General features: G+C 66.8%; 16 protein-coding genes and 1 pseudogene. 11 read left to right on the forward strand and 6 right to left on the reverse strand.

Annotated elements, in window-relative coordinates:
• Window positions 1–61: 61 nt before the first annotated feature.
• The 4 genes from ACNQPB_RS02065 to ACNQPB_RS02080 all read right to left on the reverse strand — a co-directional run bounded on the left by ACNQPB_RS02065 (window position 62) and on the right by ACNQPB_RS02080 (window position 4,290).
• Complete coding sequence (locus ACNQPB_RS02065; protein ID WP_498748686.1) at window positions 62–838, reverse strand: amino acid ABC transporter ATP-binding protein; 777 nt, start codon at window positions 836–838, stop codon at window positions 62–64.
• Window positions 835–1,812 (reverse strand): amino acid ABC transporter permease, encoded by a 978-nt coding sequence (locus tag ACNQPB_RS02070; protein WP_498748688.1) that lies wholly within the window; start codon window positions 1,810–1,812, stop codon window positions 835–837. Before ACNQPB_RS02070 ends, ACNQPB_RS02065 begins: the two co-directional genes overlap by 4 nt.
• A gap of 35 nt (window positions 1,813–1,847) precedes the next feature.
• On the reverse strand, window positions 1,848–2,801 hold the full coding sequence (locus ACNQPB_RS02075) for an ABC transporter substrate-binding protein (RefSeq protein WP_498748689.1): 954 nt from the start codon (window positions 2,799–2,801) through the stop codon (window positions 1,848–1,850).
• 160 nt (window positions 2,802–2,961) lie between these two features.
• Complete coding sequence (locus ACNQPB_RS02080) at window positions 2,962–4,290, reverse strand: isochorismate synthase (protein ID WP_498748690.1); 1,329 nt, start codon at window positions 4,288–4,290, stop codon at window positions 2,962–2,964.
• A 44-nt stretch (window positions 4,291–4,334) separates the two neighbouring features.
• On the opposite strand from ACNQPB_RS02080, the gene ACNQPB_RS02085 reads away from it, so the two are divergent.
• The 5 genes and pseudogenes from ACNQPB_RS02085 to ACNQPB_RS02105 all read left to right on the forward strand — a co-directional run bounded on the left by ACNQPB_RS02085 (window position 4,335) and on the right by ACNQPB_RS02105 (window position 8,973).
• Window positions 4,335–5,096, forward strand: coding sequence for a demethylmenaquinone methyltransferase (locus ACNQPB_RS02085; RefSeq protein ID WP_498749077.1), 762 nt, complete (start codon window positions 4,335–4,337; stop codon window positions 5,094–5,096).
• A gap of 32 nt (window positions 5,097–5,128) precedes the next feature.
• Window positions 5,129–6,499, forward strand: coding sequence for a geranylgeranyl reductase family protein (locus ACNQPB_RS02090; RefSeq protein WP_498748692.1), 1,371 nt, complete (start codon window positions 5,129–5,131; stop codon window positions 6,497–6,499).
• A 10-nt stretch (window positions 6,500–6,509) separates the two neighbouring features.
• The gene (locus ACNQPB_RS02095) at window positions 6,510–7,613 is read left to right on the forward strand and encodes a polyprenyl synthetase family protein (RefSeq protein WP_498748694.1); all 1,104 of its coding nucleotides are present in this window, start codon (window positions 6,510–6,512) and stop codon (window positions 7,611–7,613) included.
• Window positions 7,614–8,088: 475 nt separating this feature from the next.
• Window positions 8,089–8,220 (forward strand): annotated as a pseudogene (locus ACNQPB_RS02100) (type IV toxin-antitoxin system AbiEi family antitoxin domain-containing protein); the annotation flags it as partial.
• 180 nt (window positions 8,221–8,400) lie between these two features.
• Window positions 8,401–8,973: an endonuclease domain-containing protein gene (locus ACNQPB_RS02105; protein WP_498749079.1), complete on the forward strand. Its 573-nt coding sequence runs from the start codon at window positions 8,401–8,403 to the stop codon at window positions 8,971–8,973.
• 118 nt (window positions 8,974–9,091) lie between these two features.
• Here the strand turns inward: ACNQPB_RS02105 and ACNQPB_RS02110 are convergent, their stop codons facing one another.
• Together ACNQPB_RS02110 and ACNQPB_RS02115 are read right to left on the reverse strand one after the other, a co-directional pair.
• Window positions 9,092–9,514 (reverse strand): hypothetical protein, encoded by a 423-nt coding sequence (locus ACNQPB_RS02110; protein WP_498748696.1) that lies wholly within the window; start codon window positions 9,512–9,514, stop codon window positions 9,092–9,094.
• 18 nt (window positions 9,515–9,532) lie between these two features.
• Complete coding sequence (locus tag ACNQPB_RS02115; protein WP_498748698.1) at window positions 9,533–10,219, reverse strand: trimeric intracellular cation channel family protein; 687 nt, start codon at window positions 10,217–10,219, stop codon at window positions 9,533–9,535.
• 72 nt (window positions 10,220–10,291) lie between these two features.
• On the opposite strand from ACNQPB_RS02115, the gene ACNQPB_RS02120 reads away from it, so the two are divergent.
• The 6 genes from ACNQPB_RS02120 (at window position 10,292) to ACNQPB_RS02145 (ending at window position 17,522) form a co-directional block, all read left to right on the forward strand.
• Window positions 10,292–10,996, forward strand: a complete 705-nt coding sequence (locus ACNQPB_RS02120) for a sirohydrochlorin chelatase (protein ID WP_498748699.1) — start codon at window positions 10,292–10,294, stop codon at window positions 10,994–10,996.
• Between the two features lie 145 nt (window positions 10,997–11,141).
• The gene (locus ACNQPB_RS02125) at window positions 11,142–12,887 is read left to right on the forward strand and encodes a nitrite/sulfite reductase (RefSeq protein ID WP_498748701.1); all 1,746 of its coding nucleotides are present in this window, start codon (window positions 11,142–11,144) and stop codon (window positions 12,885–12,887) included.
• Window positions 12,884–13,597, forward strand: coding sequence for a phosphoadenylyl-sulfate reductase (locus tag ACNQPB_RS02130; RefSeq protein ID WP_498748702.1), 714 nt, complete (start codon window positions 12,884–12,886; stop codon window positions 13,595–13,597). Before ACNQPB_RS02125 ends, ACNQPB_RS02130 begins: the two co-directional genes overlap by 4 nt.
• On the forward strand, window positions 13,594–14,661 hold the full coding sequence (gene cysD, locus ACNQPB_RS02135) for a sulfate adenylyltransferase subunit CysD (protein WP_498748704.1): 1,068 nt from the start codon (window positions 13,594–13,596) through the stop codon (window positions 14,659–14,661). The genes ACNQPB_RS02130 and cysD overlap by 4 nt, the downstream gene beginning before the upstream one ends.
• Window positions 14,661–16,061 (forward strand): sulfate adenylyltransferase subunit 1, encoded by a 1,401-nt coding sequence (locus tag ACNQPB_RS02140; RefSeq protein ID WP_498748706.1) that lies wholly within the window; start codon window positions 14,661–14,663, stop codon window positions 16,059–16,061. Before cysD ends, ACNQPB_RS02140 begins: the two co-directional genes overlap by 1 nt.
• A gap of 171 nt (window positions 16,062–16,232) precedes the next feature.
• Window positions 16,233–17,522, forward strand: coding sequence for a glycoside hydrolase 5 family protein (locus ACNQPB_RS02145; RefSeq protein WP_498748708.1), 1,290 nt, complete (start codon window positions 16,233–16,235; stop codon window positions 17,520–17,522).
• The last annotated feature ends 4 nt before the right edge of the window (window positions 17,523–17,526 follow it).

The following is a 17,526-nucleotide window of genomic DNA, read 5'->3' on the forward strand; positions in this document are numbered from 1 at the left end:
CCGGCAACGGACACAACGAAGGGCTCCGGCATCTGCCGGAGCCCTTCGTTGCGCCTGTGCCTCAGAGGACGCGGCTGAGGAATTCCTTGGTGCGGGCGTGCTGTGGGTTGGCGATGATTTCGCGGGGATCGCCCGATTCCACCACCACACCCCCGTCCATGAAGGTCAGGGTGTCGCCGACTTCGCGGGCGAAGCCGATCTCGTGGGTCACTACGATCATGGTCATGCCCGATTTGGCCAGGTCCTTCATCACGTTGAGCACATCGCCCACGAGCTCGGGGTCCAGGGCGGACGTCGGCTCGTCGAAGAGCATGAGGGCCGGTTCCATCGCCAGGGCCCGGGCGATCGCGACGCGCTGTTGCTGGCCGCCGGAGAGCTGGGCCGGGTAGTGGTTGGCCCGTTCGGCCAGGCCCACCCGCTCCAGGAGCTCAAGGGCCTGGGTCCGGGCGTGTTCCTTGCCTTTCCCCTTGACCTGCATGGGCGCTTCCATGACGTTTTGCAGGGCCGTCTTGTGGGGGAAGAGGTTGAAGCGCTGGAACACCATGCCGATTTCGCGGCGCTGGGCGGCGATGTCCTTCTTCTTCAGGTCGTGGAGCCGGCCGTTGACTTCGCGGTAGCCGATCAGCTGGCCGTCCACGGAGATGCGGCCAGCACTGATGGTTTCGAGCAGGTTGACGCAGCGGAGCATGGTCGACTTGCCGGAACCGGAGGGGCCGATCACGACGGACACTTCCCCCTGGTTCACGGTCATGTCGATCCCCCGGAGTACGTGGTGGTCACCGTAGTACTTGTGGAGGCCTTCGATGCGCACCAGCGGGGTGGCCGTGGTGGTGGTCATTTTGCCTCCTCTTCGGGGAAGTCCATTTTCAGGTCGGGTTCGGCGTCCGCGCTGGGGGCGACGGCTGCGGCGGCCTTGGCCGCGGCGGGGTTGATCATGGCCGGGGCGCCCTGGTTGGCGTCCACGCCCTTGCCGTAGTAGGCCTCGATGTAGTGCTGGCCGACCATGAGCAGGCTGGTGATCACCAGGTACCAGATGGCCGCGACGATCAGCAGCGGCACGGGCAGGTAAATGCGGTTGGCCAGGGCGTTGGTGGCGAAGGTCAGGTCCAGGGTGAAGGGCACGGCCAGGACCAGGGAGGTGGTCTTGAGCATGCCGATGGTTTCGTTGCCGGTGGGCGGGACGATGATGCGCATGGCCTGCGGCAGGACGATCCGCCACATGATCTTCGCGCCGCTCATGCCCAGGGCTTCGGCGGCTTCAGTCTGGCCCCTGTCCACGGACTTCAGGCCGGCCCGGAAGATCTCGGCCAGGTACGCCGATTCGTTCAGGCCCAGGCCCAGGATGGCCGCGACCAGGGCGGTGATGATCGTGGAGGTGTCGATGCTGAACAGTTCCGGGCCGAACGGGACTCCGGCGCTGATCTTGGGGTAGAGGACCGCCACCAGGCCCCAGAAGAGCAACTGCGTGTAGACCGGGGTACCGCGGAAGAACCAGACCCAGACCCAGCTTGACCAGCGGAAGATCGGGTTGTCCGACTGCCGCATGACGGCCAGCAGGATGGCCAGGACGATCGCGATGGCCATCGATGCCACGGTCAGCAGCAGGGTCCAGCCCACGCCCTGGACGACCTTGACGTCCAGGATGTACGTGCCCACGATGTCCCAACGGAAGTTGGGATTGGTGATAACGCTCTGCAGCGCCAGCACGATCACTCCGATGATGACTACCGCGCTGGCCCAGCGGCCAGGATGCCTCACCGGCACCGCGTCATTCAGTACGGGAGCCCCGTGGTCTTCTTTATGGAGATTCATTGCTCCGCCTGGAGTGTTCCGGGTGGCAGGAAGGCTCAAGAGCCGACCGCCGGGTTGACCTCGGACTTGGTGAGGGCGCCTTCGGAGTTGCCCCAGCCTTCGAGGATTTTCTTGTAGGAGCCGTCAGCCATGAGCTTGGTGACGGTCTTCTGGATGAGGTCGGCCAAGGCGGTGTCAGACTTGGCGACCGCGATGCCCTGCGGAGCAGAGTCGTAGACATCGCCGATCTTTTCCAGCTGGCCGTTCGTCTGGGACAGGGCGTAGCCGATGATGGGAGAGTCCGCAGCCATGGCATCGATGCTGCCGTTGACCAGGCGCGTGGTGACGTCCGTCTGGTTCTTGAGGGTCACAATGTCGATCGCCTTCTTGCCGTCGGCGAGGCACTTCTTGTTGCGGTCAGACAGATCCGGATCTTCCTGGACGGTGCCGGTCTGCACGCCGATGGACTTGCCGCAGACGTCATCTAGCGAGAAGCCCTTGGGGTTGCCCTTCTTCACGGCCCAGGCGGTGCCGGCATTGAAGTAGCTGACCATGTTGACGGCGCCAAGGCGCTGCTTGTTGATGGTGAAGGAAGAGATGCCGAGATCGTACTTCGGGCCCAGGGCCGGGAGGATGCCCGTGAATTCGGCGGTCTGCACCTGGACCTTCAGGCCCAGGGTCGCACCGATCGCCTTGGCGATGTCCACGTCGTAGCCGACCGGCGTCTGGCCGTCCGTGCCGAGGAATTCGGCCGGCGCGTAGCTGGTGTCGGAGCCTACAGTCAGGGTTCCCTTGGACTTGATCGCGGCGGGAACCATCGCGGCAAGCGCGTCGTCCTTGGCGACCGTGGTGGGGTCAAAGCTGGCCTTCGCGCTTCCCGAAGGAGCGGGGGTGCCTTGGGTGCCGGTCTCGGAAGCGTTGGTGCAGGCCGAGAGCGCGAGGGCTCCGACAGCAAGGATGGTTGCCGCTTTGACCTTGGAATTGCCAAGGAACGAACGGGAGATCTGCATTTCTTTACCTTTTGTTGCAGGGGATGCGAACCAAAATCGGTCTTTAGTGTAGCTCCGAACGTGAGATGTTCGTCACAGAAAACTAAGTTTCACTATTGGATAACTCATGGTTCGAAAAATCAAGCCCCCTCGCCGGGGATGGGTCTGTGATCCCAGACTTTCAGCGATCGATGCCCAGGGATTCGAGCATGGGCCGGAACTTCGCCCAGGTTTCGGCGAGCTCGGTCTCCGGAACCGAGCCTTCCACGATCCCGCATCCGGCGAACATCCGCACCGAGGTGGGCGACTCAATCACCGCTCCGCGCAAGGCGATGCCCCATTCCCCGTTGCCGGCGGCGTCCAGCCAGCCCACCGGCCCGGCATACGGCCCGCGATCCATGTGCTCGAGGCGACGGATCAGCGCACCGGCCACGGTGGTCGGTGTACCGCAGACCGCGGCCGTGGGGTGCAGGGCGTTGATGAGCGCCAGGCAGGTGGGGACGTGCCCTTCGATGTCGGCGAGCTCGGCCTTCACGTCCGAGGCCAGATGCCACACGTTCGGCAGCTCCAGGATGAACGGCTCGCTGTGCGCGTTCATGGCCTCGGAGAACGGGGCCAGCTGGGTAGTGAGCGACTGGATGGCGATCTCGTGCTCATGCCGCTGCTTCTCCGAGCCGGCCAGCACCCGCTCCGCGTATTCCATGGGGGAGCCGTCCACGCCTTCGGCGTCGCGCCGGTCCAAGGTTCCGGCCAGGACCCGCGCCTGGGCGGTCCGGCCCTCCACCTGGATCAGCATTTCGGGCGTCGCGCCAACCAGGCCGTCCACGCCGTAGGTCCAGCACTCCCGGTAGTTGCGTGTCAGTTCGCGCAGCACGCCCGCGGCGCGTACGCCGTCGGGCAGGGTGGCCACGACGTCGCGCGCCAGCACCAGCTTCTCAAGTTTGCCGGTGCGGATTTCGGCCACGCCGTCCGCCACCGCCTGCTTCCAGTCCTCTTCACTGAGGGAGCCGCTTTTCAAGGTGAAGGACTGCCCGACGCCGGTGCTGCCGCCGCCGCCGGGTGCCTCGAGTCCGGTATCCGGGACATCAAGCCAGCCGGCCAGGGCGGCCCGCGCGCCCGCCTCGGTGAGTTCGACGTCGTCGAGGGTCAACTGGGTAAGCCAGGAGCGCCCGTCGCGCATGCCCACCACGATTTCCGGCAGGATCAGGCGCGACTCGAAGGGCGACGTCTTGGAAAAGGCGAAGGTGCCGAACGCGAGGGGACCGGTGCCTGGGATGCCCACATGGTCGGTGATCTCGGCTTCGATCACCATGTGCCGCCACCAGATGTCGGCTTCGAGGAAGCGTTCGGGGCCGCTGCCGGTGAAACGGGTGAGCTCGCCGAAGGCCACCAGTCCGTCCTCCCGGCGTGTCCAGCAGAGGGCGTCGTCCCGCACCAGAAACGACGGCAGCCCCCCGGCGGTGGCGTCTTCATTGAGGGGGACTGTCAAGGTGCGGAGCGTGCTCGTCATGATGGAACAACAGTACTCCGGGGATTGTCTGAGACAATTGCATGGTGAACCGAGCATCCTTGGAAAAGCGTCCGGACGAAGTTGCGACGATGTTTGACGATGTCGCCCCCAAATACGATGTCGTGAACGATGTCCTCTCCATGGGACAGACCCGGCGCTGGCGCCGCGTGGTCGTCGAAGCCGTGGATGCCAGGCACGGGCAGCGTGTGCTCGATCTCGCGGCCGGAACCGGAACCTCCAGCGAGCCGTACGCGGACGCCGGCGTCGACGTCGTCGCCTGCGACTTTTCCCTCGGAATGCTCAAGGTGGGCAAGCGCCGCCGCCCCGACATCAACTTCGTGGCCGGTGACGCCACCAACCTTCCCTTCGCGGACAACAGCTTCGACGCCACCACCATTTCCTTCGGCCTGCGCAACGTCAACGAACCCCACAAGGCGCTCGCGGAAATGCTGCGCGTCACCAAGCCGGGCGGACGCCTGGTCATCGCCGAATTCTCTGCTCCCGTGGTGCCTCTCTGGCGGACCATGTACACCGAATACCTCATGCGGGCCCTGCCGGCGATCGCCACGAAGGTCTCCTCCAACCCGGATGCCTACGTCTACCTGGCGGAGTCCATCCGCGCCTGGCCGGACCAGGACCACCTGGCGGCCTGGCTGCAGGAAGCCGGTTGGACGGACGTCACTTATCGCAACCTCAGCGGCGGCATCGTGGCCGTGCACCGGGCCCAGAAGCCGGCCGCCGGCCACGCGGACAGCGTTCCGGTAGCGAAGCTGCGCCGCCAGCTCAAGCCGCGCCGGACTTCCTGATTCCCTGACCACTTCCCTTTAACAAGGACGTTGTGAACGTACTGATTGTTGGCGCCGGGCCCGCCGGGTCCACCGCCGCGTATTACCTTGCCCGCGCCGGCGTGGACGTGACCGTGCTGGAGAAAACAAGCTTCCCGCGGGAAAAGGTCTGCGGCGACGGCCTCACCCCGCGCGCGGTGCGTGAAATCCAGAAGCTCGGACTGCCGCACGCCGAAGCGGACGGCTGGCGCCGCAACAAGGGCCTGCGCCTCATCGCCGGCTGCCGCACCATCGAACTGCCCTGGCCGGAGGTGTCGGATTTCCCCACTTACGGGCTGATCCGGACCCGCCTGGGCTTCGACGAGGAACTGGCCCGGCACGCCCAGGGCGCGGGCGCCGTCGTGCTGGAACGGCACAGTGTCACTGAGGCGCTCCGCTCGGAGGACGGGCGCGTCATCGGCGCGCGGGCCGCCATCCTTGATGAATCCGGACGCAAGACCGGCGAAACGCGCGACTTCCATGCCGACGTCGTCCTGGCCGCCGACGGCAACTCCACCCGGACCGCCGTCTCGCTCGGCATGCACAAGCGCGACGACCGGCCGCTCGGCGTCGCCGTGCGCACCTACTTCACCTCGCCGCGTACGGACGACGACTGGATGGAAGGCTGGCTGGAGCTCCCGGGCAAGCCAAGTAAACCCGGCAAGTCCGGCAAGCCGCTGCCCGGCTACGGCTGGGTGTTCGGCGTCGGCGACGGCACCTCCAACGTGGGCCTGGGCATCCTGAACTCCTCCAAGGAATTCGGCAAGCTGGACTACAAGCAGGTCCTGCGCGAATGGACCGCCGGCATGCCCGCCGAATGGGGCTTCACTCCGGAAAACCAGGTGGGGGCGATCCGCGGCGCTGCGCTGCCCATGGGATTCAACCGCACGCCGCACTACTCACCCGGGCTCCTGCTGTTGGGCGACGCCGGCGGCATGGTGTCCCCGTTCAACGGCGAAGGCATCTCCTATGCAATGGAGTCCGCTCGCTTCGCCGCGGAGTTCATCATCGACGCCTCCGCGCGCCTGGCCGCCGCGGGCGGAACGTACGACGCCGATGCGCACCTCGCGCGGTACGCGGACTATGTCCGGGAGCAGTGGGGATCGCACTTCACCCTGGGCCGGGCATTTGCCGCGCTGATCGGCAAGCCGGCCGTCATGAAGCTCGCGTTGCGGACCGGAATGCCGCTGCCGCTGCTGATGCGCTTCGTGGTGCGCATGCTGGCCAACCTCACCGATTCCTCCGCCAAGGGCCTCGAAGACCGCGTGATCCGGGTCCTCGAAGCCTTGGTGCCAGCCACGTCCAACATGACTCCTGCCGCCGCCTCGGCTTCTGCGACGGCGCGCGGCGGCACCGAATCAGCGGTTTCCGCTGCGAAAAGTTAGGGTTAAGCCTGTGACTCACTCTGCCGAACACAGCTGGACGCACGCCGGGCACGGATTGCCCGACACTGCGGAACCCGCTCCCAGCACCACCGCGATCGCCACGGGCCTGCAGCTACCCGCGGGATTCGCCGCCATCGCCGCCGACGCCGAGCTGGGCCCTGCCATCACCACGAACCTCGCCCGCGTGGAGAAGAAGCTGCGCGAAGCCATCGCGAACTCGGATCCGCTGGCTGACGCAACGTCGCGTCACCTGGTGGAAGCCGGCGGCAAGCGCATACGGCCGCTGCTGACCCTGCTGTGCGCGCATCTCGGTGACGCGTCCCGGCCCGAAGTGGTGCAGGCCGCCGTCGTCGTCGAACTGACCCACCTGGCCACGCTCTACCACGACGACGTGATGGACTCCGCCCCCTACCGACGCGGCGCACCCACCGCGCACGAGGTGTGGGGCAACTCCGTGGCGATCCTCACCGGCGACCTCATCTTCGCCCGCGCCTCGATCCTGGTGTCCGAACTCGGCTCCCGCGCCCTGGGCATCCAGGCCCGCACATTCGAACGCCTGTGCCTGGGGCAGCTGCACGAGACCGTCGGTCCGCGCGAAGACGAAGATCCCGTGGCACACTACCTGTCCGTCATTGGGGACAAGACCGGTTCCCTGGTTGCCGCTTCCGGGCAGCTCGGTGCCATCTTCGCCGGGGCCGATGAAGCATTCGAGGATGTGCTCGTGGAGTACGGCGAGAAGGTGGGCGTGGCCTTCCAGCTGGCCGACGATGTCATCGACGTTACCGGAGTCAAGGTCAAGTCCGGCAAGTCCCCGGGTACGGACCTCCGTGAAGGCGTGCCGACCTTGCCCGTGCTGCTGCTTCGGCGCGCTGCGGCTGCCGGCGACCAGTCCGCCGTTTCGCTGCTGGAGTTGGTGGACGGCGATCTGTCGTCGGACGAGGCGCTGGCCGAGGCTGTTGCCGGGCTGCGCGAACACCCCGTCACCGCCGAGTCCTGGGTGATCGCCCGCCAGTGGGCCGCTGAAGCCGTTGCCGCCCTGGCGCCGCTGCCCGAGGGAGTGGTGAAGGATTCCCTGACCAACTTCGCGCACGCCGTGGTGGAGCGCAGCAGCTAGTTCCTTGTTTCCGGCACCCAACTAACTCGCAGTTAAAGCCGTTTGAGCCCTCATAACGGCTTTAACTGCCAGTTAGTTGGGTGTTTGCTTTGCGCGGCGTCGGGTTGGGGCTTAAACGGAATGACCCCGGTTCCCCGCAACGCTACGAGTCAAGCGTTGCGCGAAACCGGGGACATAATCTCCGTTCGCATCAGACCCACCGGAGGCATTTAGTGAATCCGTGAAACAGCCTATGACAACTTTGTCATAAACGCAACCTTGGTGGTCAACGCATATTTTCCCGGGGTGAAGGAGGGGGGCGGCAGTTGTGGCGGCGCGGTCCTGACCCTGTTTGACACGGACAGGGCTGCGACGCGCCGTGGGAGCGGCGTGTCGCAGCCCGGTGGGGTTCAAAGAAGGTCAGGACGGCGGCGGGTTACCCACATACGACGCCACACCTGTTCGCTGTGCATGCCCCGGATGGTGAAGTCGCTGCATGGATCTTGTTAAGTTCGCCCGAACCCGAGGAGGCGTCGTCAGGACCGCCCAATTGAGGAGAGCGGGCTTTTCCAGGACGTCGCAGGACAAATGCATAGAAGCCGGAACGCTGGTTCCGGTTCGCCGGGGCCTATATGCGCTGGAGACCGCGGACCAGGCCATCCTTGCCGCGGTGCAGGCCAACGCGCGGCTGACGTGCGTTTCTGCGGCGGGGTTCTACCACCTTTGGCAGCTTCGGGAGTCTGCCCGGCGCGGGGGAACGGAAAGGCTTCATCTAAGTTGCGGCAACGGCATTCCCAAAGAGCACGTGGTGGACCACGCGGCGTGCACGCACCCCGCCCATCCCTACCTGCCGGTGGCGGGGCTTGCCGACGTCCTCCTCCATGCCTTGCGGTGCCTGCCCGAGCTGGAAGCCTTGGTGCTGGTGCAGTCGGCGGTCAGCCAAGGGAGCATCACCGTGGACTTCTTGAGGCGGAAGCTCCCCGGAAACCGGAACGGCACCGCCCGTGCCGTCCTGGGACTGGTGATTCCGCGGGCGGATTCGTTGTTGGAGGTCCTGGCCCGCACACATTTCGTCCGGGCCGGGCTCAAGGTCCGCATGCATGTTGACGTGCCAGGTGTGGGCGAAGTCGACTGCCTGGTTGAGGATTGCCTGGCGGTGGAGCTTGACGGTGGCAGCCACATGGAGCCGCGGCAGGTCAAGAAGGACCAACGGCGGAACAACGCAGCCATCAAGGCCGGTCTGTTGCCGCTGCGGTATTACTACGACGACGTCGTGCACCACCCGCAGCGGATGGTCGCGCAGGTGCTCGCGGTCCTCCGGCTGAGGGAGGCGGGAACGTTTGCACCCGCCGCGACCGTCACGGCCCGGTTCCCTTCCTGACCTCATATGACGCAGCAAGGGCCGCGACGTGCCGTGGAAGTGGCGTGTCGCGGCCCTGTCGGGGTCAAAGAAGGTCAGGAAGGCTGCGCCGACCGCGGCCCGGAAGAGGCCCTAAGCCCTAGTCCTCGTCGCTGAAGGCCCAGTCGAACATGTCGAAGACGAACTCCGAGAACGTTCCGTCCTCGCTCTTCCACTGCCCGCGGACGTTGTTCCTGCGCCACACGATGGGGTCCGGAACGCTGAGCTCGGACACCCGGAAGCCCCAGGTGAAGCGCTCCTCCTCGTCCTCGAGGAACATGAGGAAGCCCTCGTCGTCCACTTCGAGTTCCTCGGGGTCCCAGAAGTAGTGGTAGGCCTCCATGAGGTCTTCGCAGCCGCCAAGTGCGAGGTAGAACTCGCGCAGCACCAAAGGGACGGTGAAGGTGTGGGCGGAAAGGGCCTCATCCAGCTCGGCCTCGGTCAGGCCGTCTTCTTCCTGCCATTCGTCCTCGAGATACTTCGGAACAAGCGCACGGAACTTCTCGAGGAACATGTCAGTCATGGCTTCCATCCTAGCCAATCAGGGGCGCCGGAATTTCTTCCGCTCGCGGACCCTGACCTTGGTGCCGTGGGCTGTCCGGTACCAGCCGCGCACGGCCAGCGGGGCCCGCCAGCTCCAGCGCCAGGCCGCCACCCGGAACAGGAACACGGCCGCGGCCACCAGGGCGGCTGTGGTCCCGTTGAAGGTGCCGCTCTGCCAGAGCCAAGCGGTCAGTACGGCCCCGAGGAAGGCCGGCAGGGCATAGAGGTCGCGGTCGTTGAACAGCGAGGGGACTTCGTTGGCGGTGACATCCCGCAGTACCCCGCCGCCCACCGCCGTGGTGACACCCAGGAGCACCGCGGCCACCGGGTTCAGCCCGGCTGCCAGGGCCTTGACGGTACCGGTGATGCAGAACAGGGCCAGCCCGCCGGCGTCGAACAGCGTGAGCAGGGAAGTGAAGCGCTGGACGCTGAAGAACAGGAAGTACACCAGCCCCGCGGCCAGCCCCGGCGGCAGCACGTACACCGGGTTGCTGAAGGCCGCCGGAATTCCGGTGCCGATGATGATGTCCCGGATCACCCCGCCGCCAAGCGCCACGAGGCTGGCCAGCAGGAGCGATCCGATGATGTCGAACTGCTTGCGGGCGGCCAGCAGCGAGCCCGATACGGCGAAGAAGAACACACCCGCCAGATCCAGCCAAACCAAGGCCAGGTCAAAGCTGATCACGCGCGCGTCTCCTCGTTGTCGGTGGAATGTCATCTTGGCGGACAAGTACTGAGCCAACGTTACGCTGGGGGAATGAGCAACCCCGTTCTGATCGCCTGCGCCCACGGAACCCGCAACGCCGAAGGCCAGGCGGCCATCCGGCAGGTCCTCGCCGAGATCGAGGCGCTGCGCCCGGGACTGCAGGTCGTCGAAGCCTATGTGGACGTCCAGGAACCGGAGCTGTCCGCGGTGGTGGCGGGCCTGCCGGAGGGGACGGCCGCCGTCGTCGTCCCTCTTCTGCTGGGCACCGGCTACCACGTGAAGGTTGACATCCCCAAGGCGATCAAGGCCCATCCGGAGGTCACCGCGGCGCCGCCGCTGGGCCCGGACCCGCGGCTGGCCGGACTGCTCGCAGAGCGCCTGCGGGAGGCGGGGCTCCGCGAGGAGGACGGCGTGCTGCTGGCCGCCGCGGGTTCATCGCTTCCGGACGGCTCCGTTGATTCCGAGGAACAGGCGCGGCTGCTCGCCGCACAGCTGCCGAACAAGGTGCGGGTGGCCTACGGTGCCAGTGCCGAGCCGAACGTGCCCGACGGCGTCGCGGCCCTGCGTACCGAGCTCGCGGCTGACGGGGGAGAAGGTCGTGTGGTGGTGTCCTCCTACCTGCTCGCCACCGGCTACTTCCACGACCAGTTGTTCAAGGCGGAGGCCGACATTGTGACGGCGCCCGTGCTCCCTTCCCCGGTGCTCGCGGAGATCGCGCTGGAACGCTACGACGCCGCCGTCGCCAGCCGCGGCTGACCCCATACTCAAGCACCTCCGGCAGCAGCAGGCCGGCCGTGCCATTGCAAGGCCCGCCGCGTGTTCGTGACGAAATGTTTCCCTAGGTGACTCTTCGTTTCCCGCGTCATTGTTGGTCAAATACGGGCCCACCTACAGTCGATGCATGACTGATACAGCTCTAGCCGGAGCGTCCGCGGACGAGGCTGCCCCCAAGCGTCCCGCGCGCCCGTCCCGTCCTGCCGCAAAGCCCCATGGCCAGTGGAAGGTTGACGGCACTACGCCGCTCAACGCCAACGAAACCTGGAAGCAGGAAGACAGCGGACTCAACGTCCGCGAGCGTATCGAGTCCGTCTACTCCAAGCACGGCTTCGACTCGATCGACGGCACCGACCTGCACGGCCGCTTCCGCTGGTGGGGCCTCTACACCCAGCGCAAGCCCGGGATCGACGGCGGCAAGACCGCAACGCTCGAACCGCACGAGCTCGAAGACAAGTACTTCATGCTGCGCGTCCGCATCGACGGCGGTGCCCTCACCACCGAGCAGCTGCGCGTCATCGGCGAAATCTCGGTGGAGTTCGCCCGCGATTCCGCGGACCTCACGGACCGCCAGAACGTCCAGCTGCACTGGATCCGGGTCGAGGACGTCCCGGAAATCTGGCGCCGCCTCGAAGCCGTGGGACTGTCCACCACCGAGGCCTGCGGCGACGTGCCCCGCGTTATCCTCGGCTCCCCGGTGGCCGGCATTGCCAAGGACGAGATCATCGACCCCACGCCGCTGATCCACGAACTCTCCGAGCGCTTCATCGGCGACCCGGAGCTGGCCAACCTGCCGCGCAAGTACAAGACCGCCATCACCGGCCACCCTTCCCAGGACGTGGTCCACGAGATCAACGACTTCGCCCTGGTGGGCGTGGTGCACCCCGAACTCGGCGCCGGTTACGACCTCTGGGTCGGCGGCGGCCTCTCCACCAACCCCCGCCTCGCCGAACGCCTCGGTGTGTTCGTCTCCGCCGATGTCGCCGCCGAAGTCTGGCTGGGCGTCACCAGCATCTTCCGTGACTACGGCTACCGCCGCATGCGCACCAAGGCCCGCCTGAAGTTCCTCATGAACGACTGGGGCCCGGCCAAGTTCCGCCAGGTCCTCGAGGACGAATACCTCGGCTTCAAGCTTCCGGACGGCCCCGCCGCGCCCAAGCCTTCCACCCCAGGCGACCACGTGGGCATCCACGAACAGAAGGACGGCAAGTTCTTCATCGGCGCCACCCCCACCGTCGGCCGCGTTTCCGGCTCGATCCTGGTGAAGCTCGCCGACACCCTGGAAGCCCACGGCTCCCGGCGCCTGCGCACCACCCCGCACCAGAAGCTCGTGGTGCTGGACGTGGAGAAGGACCAGGTGGAGCCGCTCGTGGCCGAGCTGGACGCCTTGGGCCTGTCCGCCCGCCCATCTGTGTTCCGCCGCGGCACCATCGCCTGCACCGGCATCGAGTTCTGCAAGCTGGCCATCGTGGAAACGAAGGTCACCGCGGCCACCGCGATCGCCGAGCTGGAGACCCGCCTGGCGGACCTCGTGGAGAGCAAGCAGCTCCCGCAGGCCCTCTCCCTGCACATCAACGGCTGCCCCAACTCCTGCGCCCGCATCCAGACGGCGGACATCGGCCTGAAGGGCATGATGCTGCCGACCCCCGACGGCGATCCGACCCCCGGCTTCCAGGTGCACCTGGGCGGCGGCCTGGCCAACAACGACCGCGCCGAGGCAGGCCTCGGCCGCACCGTCCGCGGCCTGAAAGTCACCGCCGAGGACCTGCCCGACTACGTCGAGCGTGTTGTCCGGAAGTTCGTGGCCGTCGGCGCCGAGGGCCAGACCTTCGCCGAATGGGCACACTCGGCCGATGAAGGAGACCTGCAGTGACCATAGCCACCAAGCGCACCGTCGAAGACCTCAAGGCACTGGCCGAAGCCGGCACCGAGGAACTGGGCTGGAACGCTCCGGCCCAGGACATCATCGCCTGGGTGGCGCGCAACTTCGAGCTGCCCGCCGTCGCCGTGGCCTGCTCCATGGCCGATGCCGTGCTGCCCGCCCTCGTGGCGGACCAGATCCCCGGCGTCGAGGTGCTGTTCCTGGAGACCGGCTACCACTTCCCGGAGACCTACGCCACGCGTGACGAGGTCGCCGCGAACCTGCGGGTGAACGTGGTGGACGTGCTGCCGGAGAACACCGTGGAACAGCAGGACCGGCTCCTGGGCAAGGACCTTTTCGCCCGCGACGCCGCCCAGTGCTGCGCCCTCCGCAAGGTCCAGCCGTTGAAGCGTTCATTGGCGGGCTACGAGGTCTGGTTCACCGGCGTGCGCCGTGACGAGGGCCCCACCCGGACCAACACCCCGGTTGTCACCTGGGATGAGGCCTTCGGCCTGGTCAAGGTGAACCCGATGGTCGACTGGACCTTCGACCAGCTGGTCGAGTACTCCGAGGACAACATCCTCCCCGTGAACCCCCTCCTGAGCCAGGGCTACCCGTCCATCGGATGCCAGCCCTGCACCCGGAAGGTGGCCCCGGGCGAAGACCCCCGCGCCGGCCGCTGGGCAGGATCCGACAAGACAGAATGCGGACTACACACATGAGCACCCAAACAAGCAACGAGGAACTGGAGCTGTCCGTGCTGGAGAACGACATCGAGACGCCGGTTGCCGCCCAGGGAGTGGCATCGGGCCTGTCGGAGCCGCGCGCTGGGCTGATCGAAGATCAGCCGCGCGGCGAAGGGGCGGGGGCGGCAGTCGGCGTCTCGGTCCCGGAACGTCTCTCCAGTTTGGACACGCTCGAGTCCGAGGCCATCCACATCATCCGCGAGGTCGTCGCCGAGTTCGAGAAGCCTGCGCTGCTGTTCTCCGGCGGCAAGGACTCCGTGGTGATGCTGCACCTGGCCACCAAGGCCTTCTGGCCCGGCAAGGTGCCGTTCCCGGTGCTGCACGTGGACACGGGCCACAACTTTCCGGAGGTCATCGACTTCCGTGACCGCACCGTGGAGCGCCTGGGCTTGAAGCTCGTGGTCGGCTCCGTGCAGGAGTTCATCGACCGCGGCGAGCTCGCCGAACGCGCCGACGGGACCCGCAACCCGCTGCAGACCGTGCCGCTGCTGGACGCCATCCAGCGCAACAAGTTCGACGCCGTCTTCGGCGGCGGCCGCCGCGACGAAGACAAGGCCCGCGCCAAGGAGCGCATCCTGTCCCTACGCGACGAGTTCGGCCAGTGGGACCCGCGCAACCAGCGCCCCGAGCTGTGGAACCTCTACAACGGCCGCCACACCGTGGGCCAGCACGTCCGGGCCTTCCCGATCAGCAACTGGACCGAGCTGGACATCTGGCGCTACATCGAGCGCGAGAACATCGAGCTTCCCAGCCTGTACTACGCCCACGAGCGTGAGGTCTTCGCCCGCGACGGCATGTGGCGCGCAGTCGGCGAGGTCTCCCTGCCGCTGCCGCATGAGGACGTCATCACCAAGACCGTCCGCTACCGGACGGTGGGGGACATGTCCTGCACCGGTGCGGTCGAATCCGATGCTTACACCGTGGCCGACGTCGTTGTTGAAGTCGCCGCCTCCACTCTCACCGAACGTGGCGCCACCCGCGCAGATGACCGCATCTCCGAGGCCGCCATGGAAGACCGCAAGAAGGACGGCTACTTCTGATGAGCACCGAAACCGCACTGATTGAAAGCGGCCTGCGCGAATCCACGCTGTTCCGCTTCGCTACCGCCGGATCCGTCGACGACGGCAAGTCCACCCTGGTGGGCCGTCTCCTGCACGACTCCAAGGCGATCCTGGCCGACCAGCTCGACGCCGTCGCCCGCACTTCCGCGGACCGCGGGTTTGGCGGTGAGAAGGGCGGGATCGACCTCGCCCTGCTGACCGACGGCCTGCGTGCCGAGCGCGAACAGGGCATCACGATCGACGTCGCCTACCGCTACTTCGCCACCGACCGCCGCAGCTTCATCCTGGCCGACTGCCCGGGCCACGTGCAGTACACCAAGAACACGGTGACCGGCGCGTCCACGGCGGACGCCGTCGTCGTGCTCATTGACGCCCGCAAGGGTGTCCTGGAGCAGACCCGCCGCCACCTCTCCGTGCTGCAGCTGCTGCGCGTCGCCCACGTGATCGTGGCCGTGAACAAGATCGACCTGGTCGATTTCAGCGAGGACGTCTTCCGCGCCATCGAGACTGACGTGCAGAAGGTTGCCCGTGACCTGGGCATCGGTGCCGACGGCATCAGCGACGTGCTGGTGGTCCCGGTGTCCGCGCTCGACGGCGACAACGTGGTGGACCGCTCGGACCGCACCCCCTGGTACAGCGGCCCGGCCCTGCTCGAGGTCCTGGAAACCCTGCCGGCCGCGGATGAGCTGGAAAGCCACCTGGAAAGCTTCCGCTTCCCGGTGCAGCTGGTCATCCGTCCACAGGGCGCCCTGGCACCGGACGCCGTGGCCGGCGGGCTCGACGTCGAAGCGTACCGTGATTACCGTGCCTACGCCGGGCAGATCACCGAGGGGTCCGTGAAGGTCGGCGACCAGGTCACGGTATTGAGCCCGGGCCACGAACCCCGGAACACTACCGTCACCGGCATCGACTTCGCGGGCAAGGAACTCCAGGAAGCAGCGGCGCCGCAGTCCGTGGCGATCCGCCTTGCCGAGGAGATCGACATCGCCCGCGGTGACACCATCGCCGCCGCCGGCACGGTCGCGGACAGCACGGCGGACCTGTACGCCTCTCTGGCCTGGCTGTCGCCGAAGCCGCTGCGCGAAGGCGCCAAGGTGCTGGTCAAGCACGGCACCCGTACCGTCCAGGCATTGGTGCGCAACGTCAGCGGCAAGCTGGACCTCGGCACCTTCAACGTCGAGGAAACCTCCACCCTGGAACTCAACGACATCGGACACGCCCAGCTCCGCCTCGCGGCGCCGCTGCCGGTGGAAAACTACCTGCGCCACCGCCGCACGGGCGCGTTCCTGGTGATCGACCCGCTGGACGGCAACACCCTTGCCGCCGGCCTGGTGAAGGACCACCCGGGCGACCACGAAGACGAGCGCTACGTCATCTGAGGTCTGCAGGCCTTGATGGTCGCAGCCTGAAACCGCAGCTTGTTCGCGGAGCCGGAACCACAAGGTCCGGAACCGTGAACACGCTGCGGTTTTTTGTTCCTTGACGCACAGACATCCGATGTTTATGCTCGACTGACGATCGCAGTCTGATGCCGAACCATCGGGGAGCCAGTGCAGGAAGAAACGAATCCGAAGGGCACCCGGCCGTTGCGGCTGGGCGCGAACTACACCCCCAGCCGTGGCTGGTTCCACAGCTGGCAGGACTTCGACGCCGACGAGGTCCGGCGGGACCTCGAATCGATCGCGAAGCTCGGGCTCGACCACATCAGGGTGTTCCCGCTGTGGCCGGAACTCCAGCCCAGCCGCACCCTGATCCGGCACAAGGCCGTGGCGGACGTCGGCACCGTGGTGGATGTGGCGGCGGAATTCGGACTGGACGCCAGCATCGACGTCCTGCAGGGGCACCTGTCCAGCTTCGATTTCCTGCCTGCCTGGCTCACTACCTGGCACCGCCGCAACATCTTCACCGACCCGGAAACCGTCGCTGCCGAGGCCGGCCTCGTCCGGGCCCTCGCCGCCGAACTCTCCGGCCGGCCCAACGCCCTGGGGCTCACCATCGGCAATGAAACCAACCAGTTCGCCGCGCCGTGGCATCCCGATCCCCACGCTGTCTCCAATGAGGAGGCAGGCATCTGGCTGGCCACCCTGCTGGACGCGGCCAAGGCCGCCTGGCCTGGCGGAACCCACCAGCATTCCTTTGACGATTCGGCCCTGTTCAACGAGGACATGCCCTTCACCCCGCGGCACGCAGCAACCCTGGGTGACGTAAGCACCGTGCACTCCTGGGTGTTCGGCGGCGCCGGCCAGCGCTACGGCGAACGCCACCCGGCGCTGGTGCACTTTGCCGACTACCTCGTCCAGTTGGTCACCGCCTTCGCCGCGGATCCGGCCCGGCCCGTCTGGGTCCAGGAAGTCGGCGCGCCCGCCCCGTGGGTCGCTGCCGGAGACGCCGCGGATTTCGCCGCAGCCACAGTCCGGAACCTCGCCGGCAATCCGAATCTCTGGGGCATTACCTGGTGGTGCTCCCACGACGTCAGCCGGGAGCTCGGGGATTTCCCGGAACTCGAATACTCGCTGGGCCTGCTGGACAGTGACCGCAGGCCCAAGCCCGCCGGGCTCGCGGTGGCCGAGCTGGCAGGCGAGCTGCGCGCCACGGCGCCCGCCGCCGTCGTGCCGGGCAAATCGACGCGCAGCAACGCCATGGTGATAGCGCTCGACGACGAACAGAGCACCGCCGGGCGCAGCCGCTACGCCGTCACAGGGGAGTTTTTCGACGCCTGGCTGCAGGCCGCCGTCGAGGGCGAACCGCCCGCGCTGGTGCTGGAAAGCCGCGCTGCGGACCCCGCGTACCTTGCCGCCCGCGGCATCAGCCAGCTCATCAATGAACCAAGCCGAAAGTGAATCC

It is taken from the genome of Curtobacterium sp. LFS079, from assembly GCF_047977865.1.
Classification (GTDB): Bacteria; Actinomycetota; Actinomycetes; order Actinomycetales; family Micrococcaceae; genus Arthrobacter.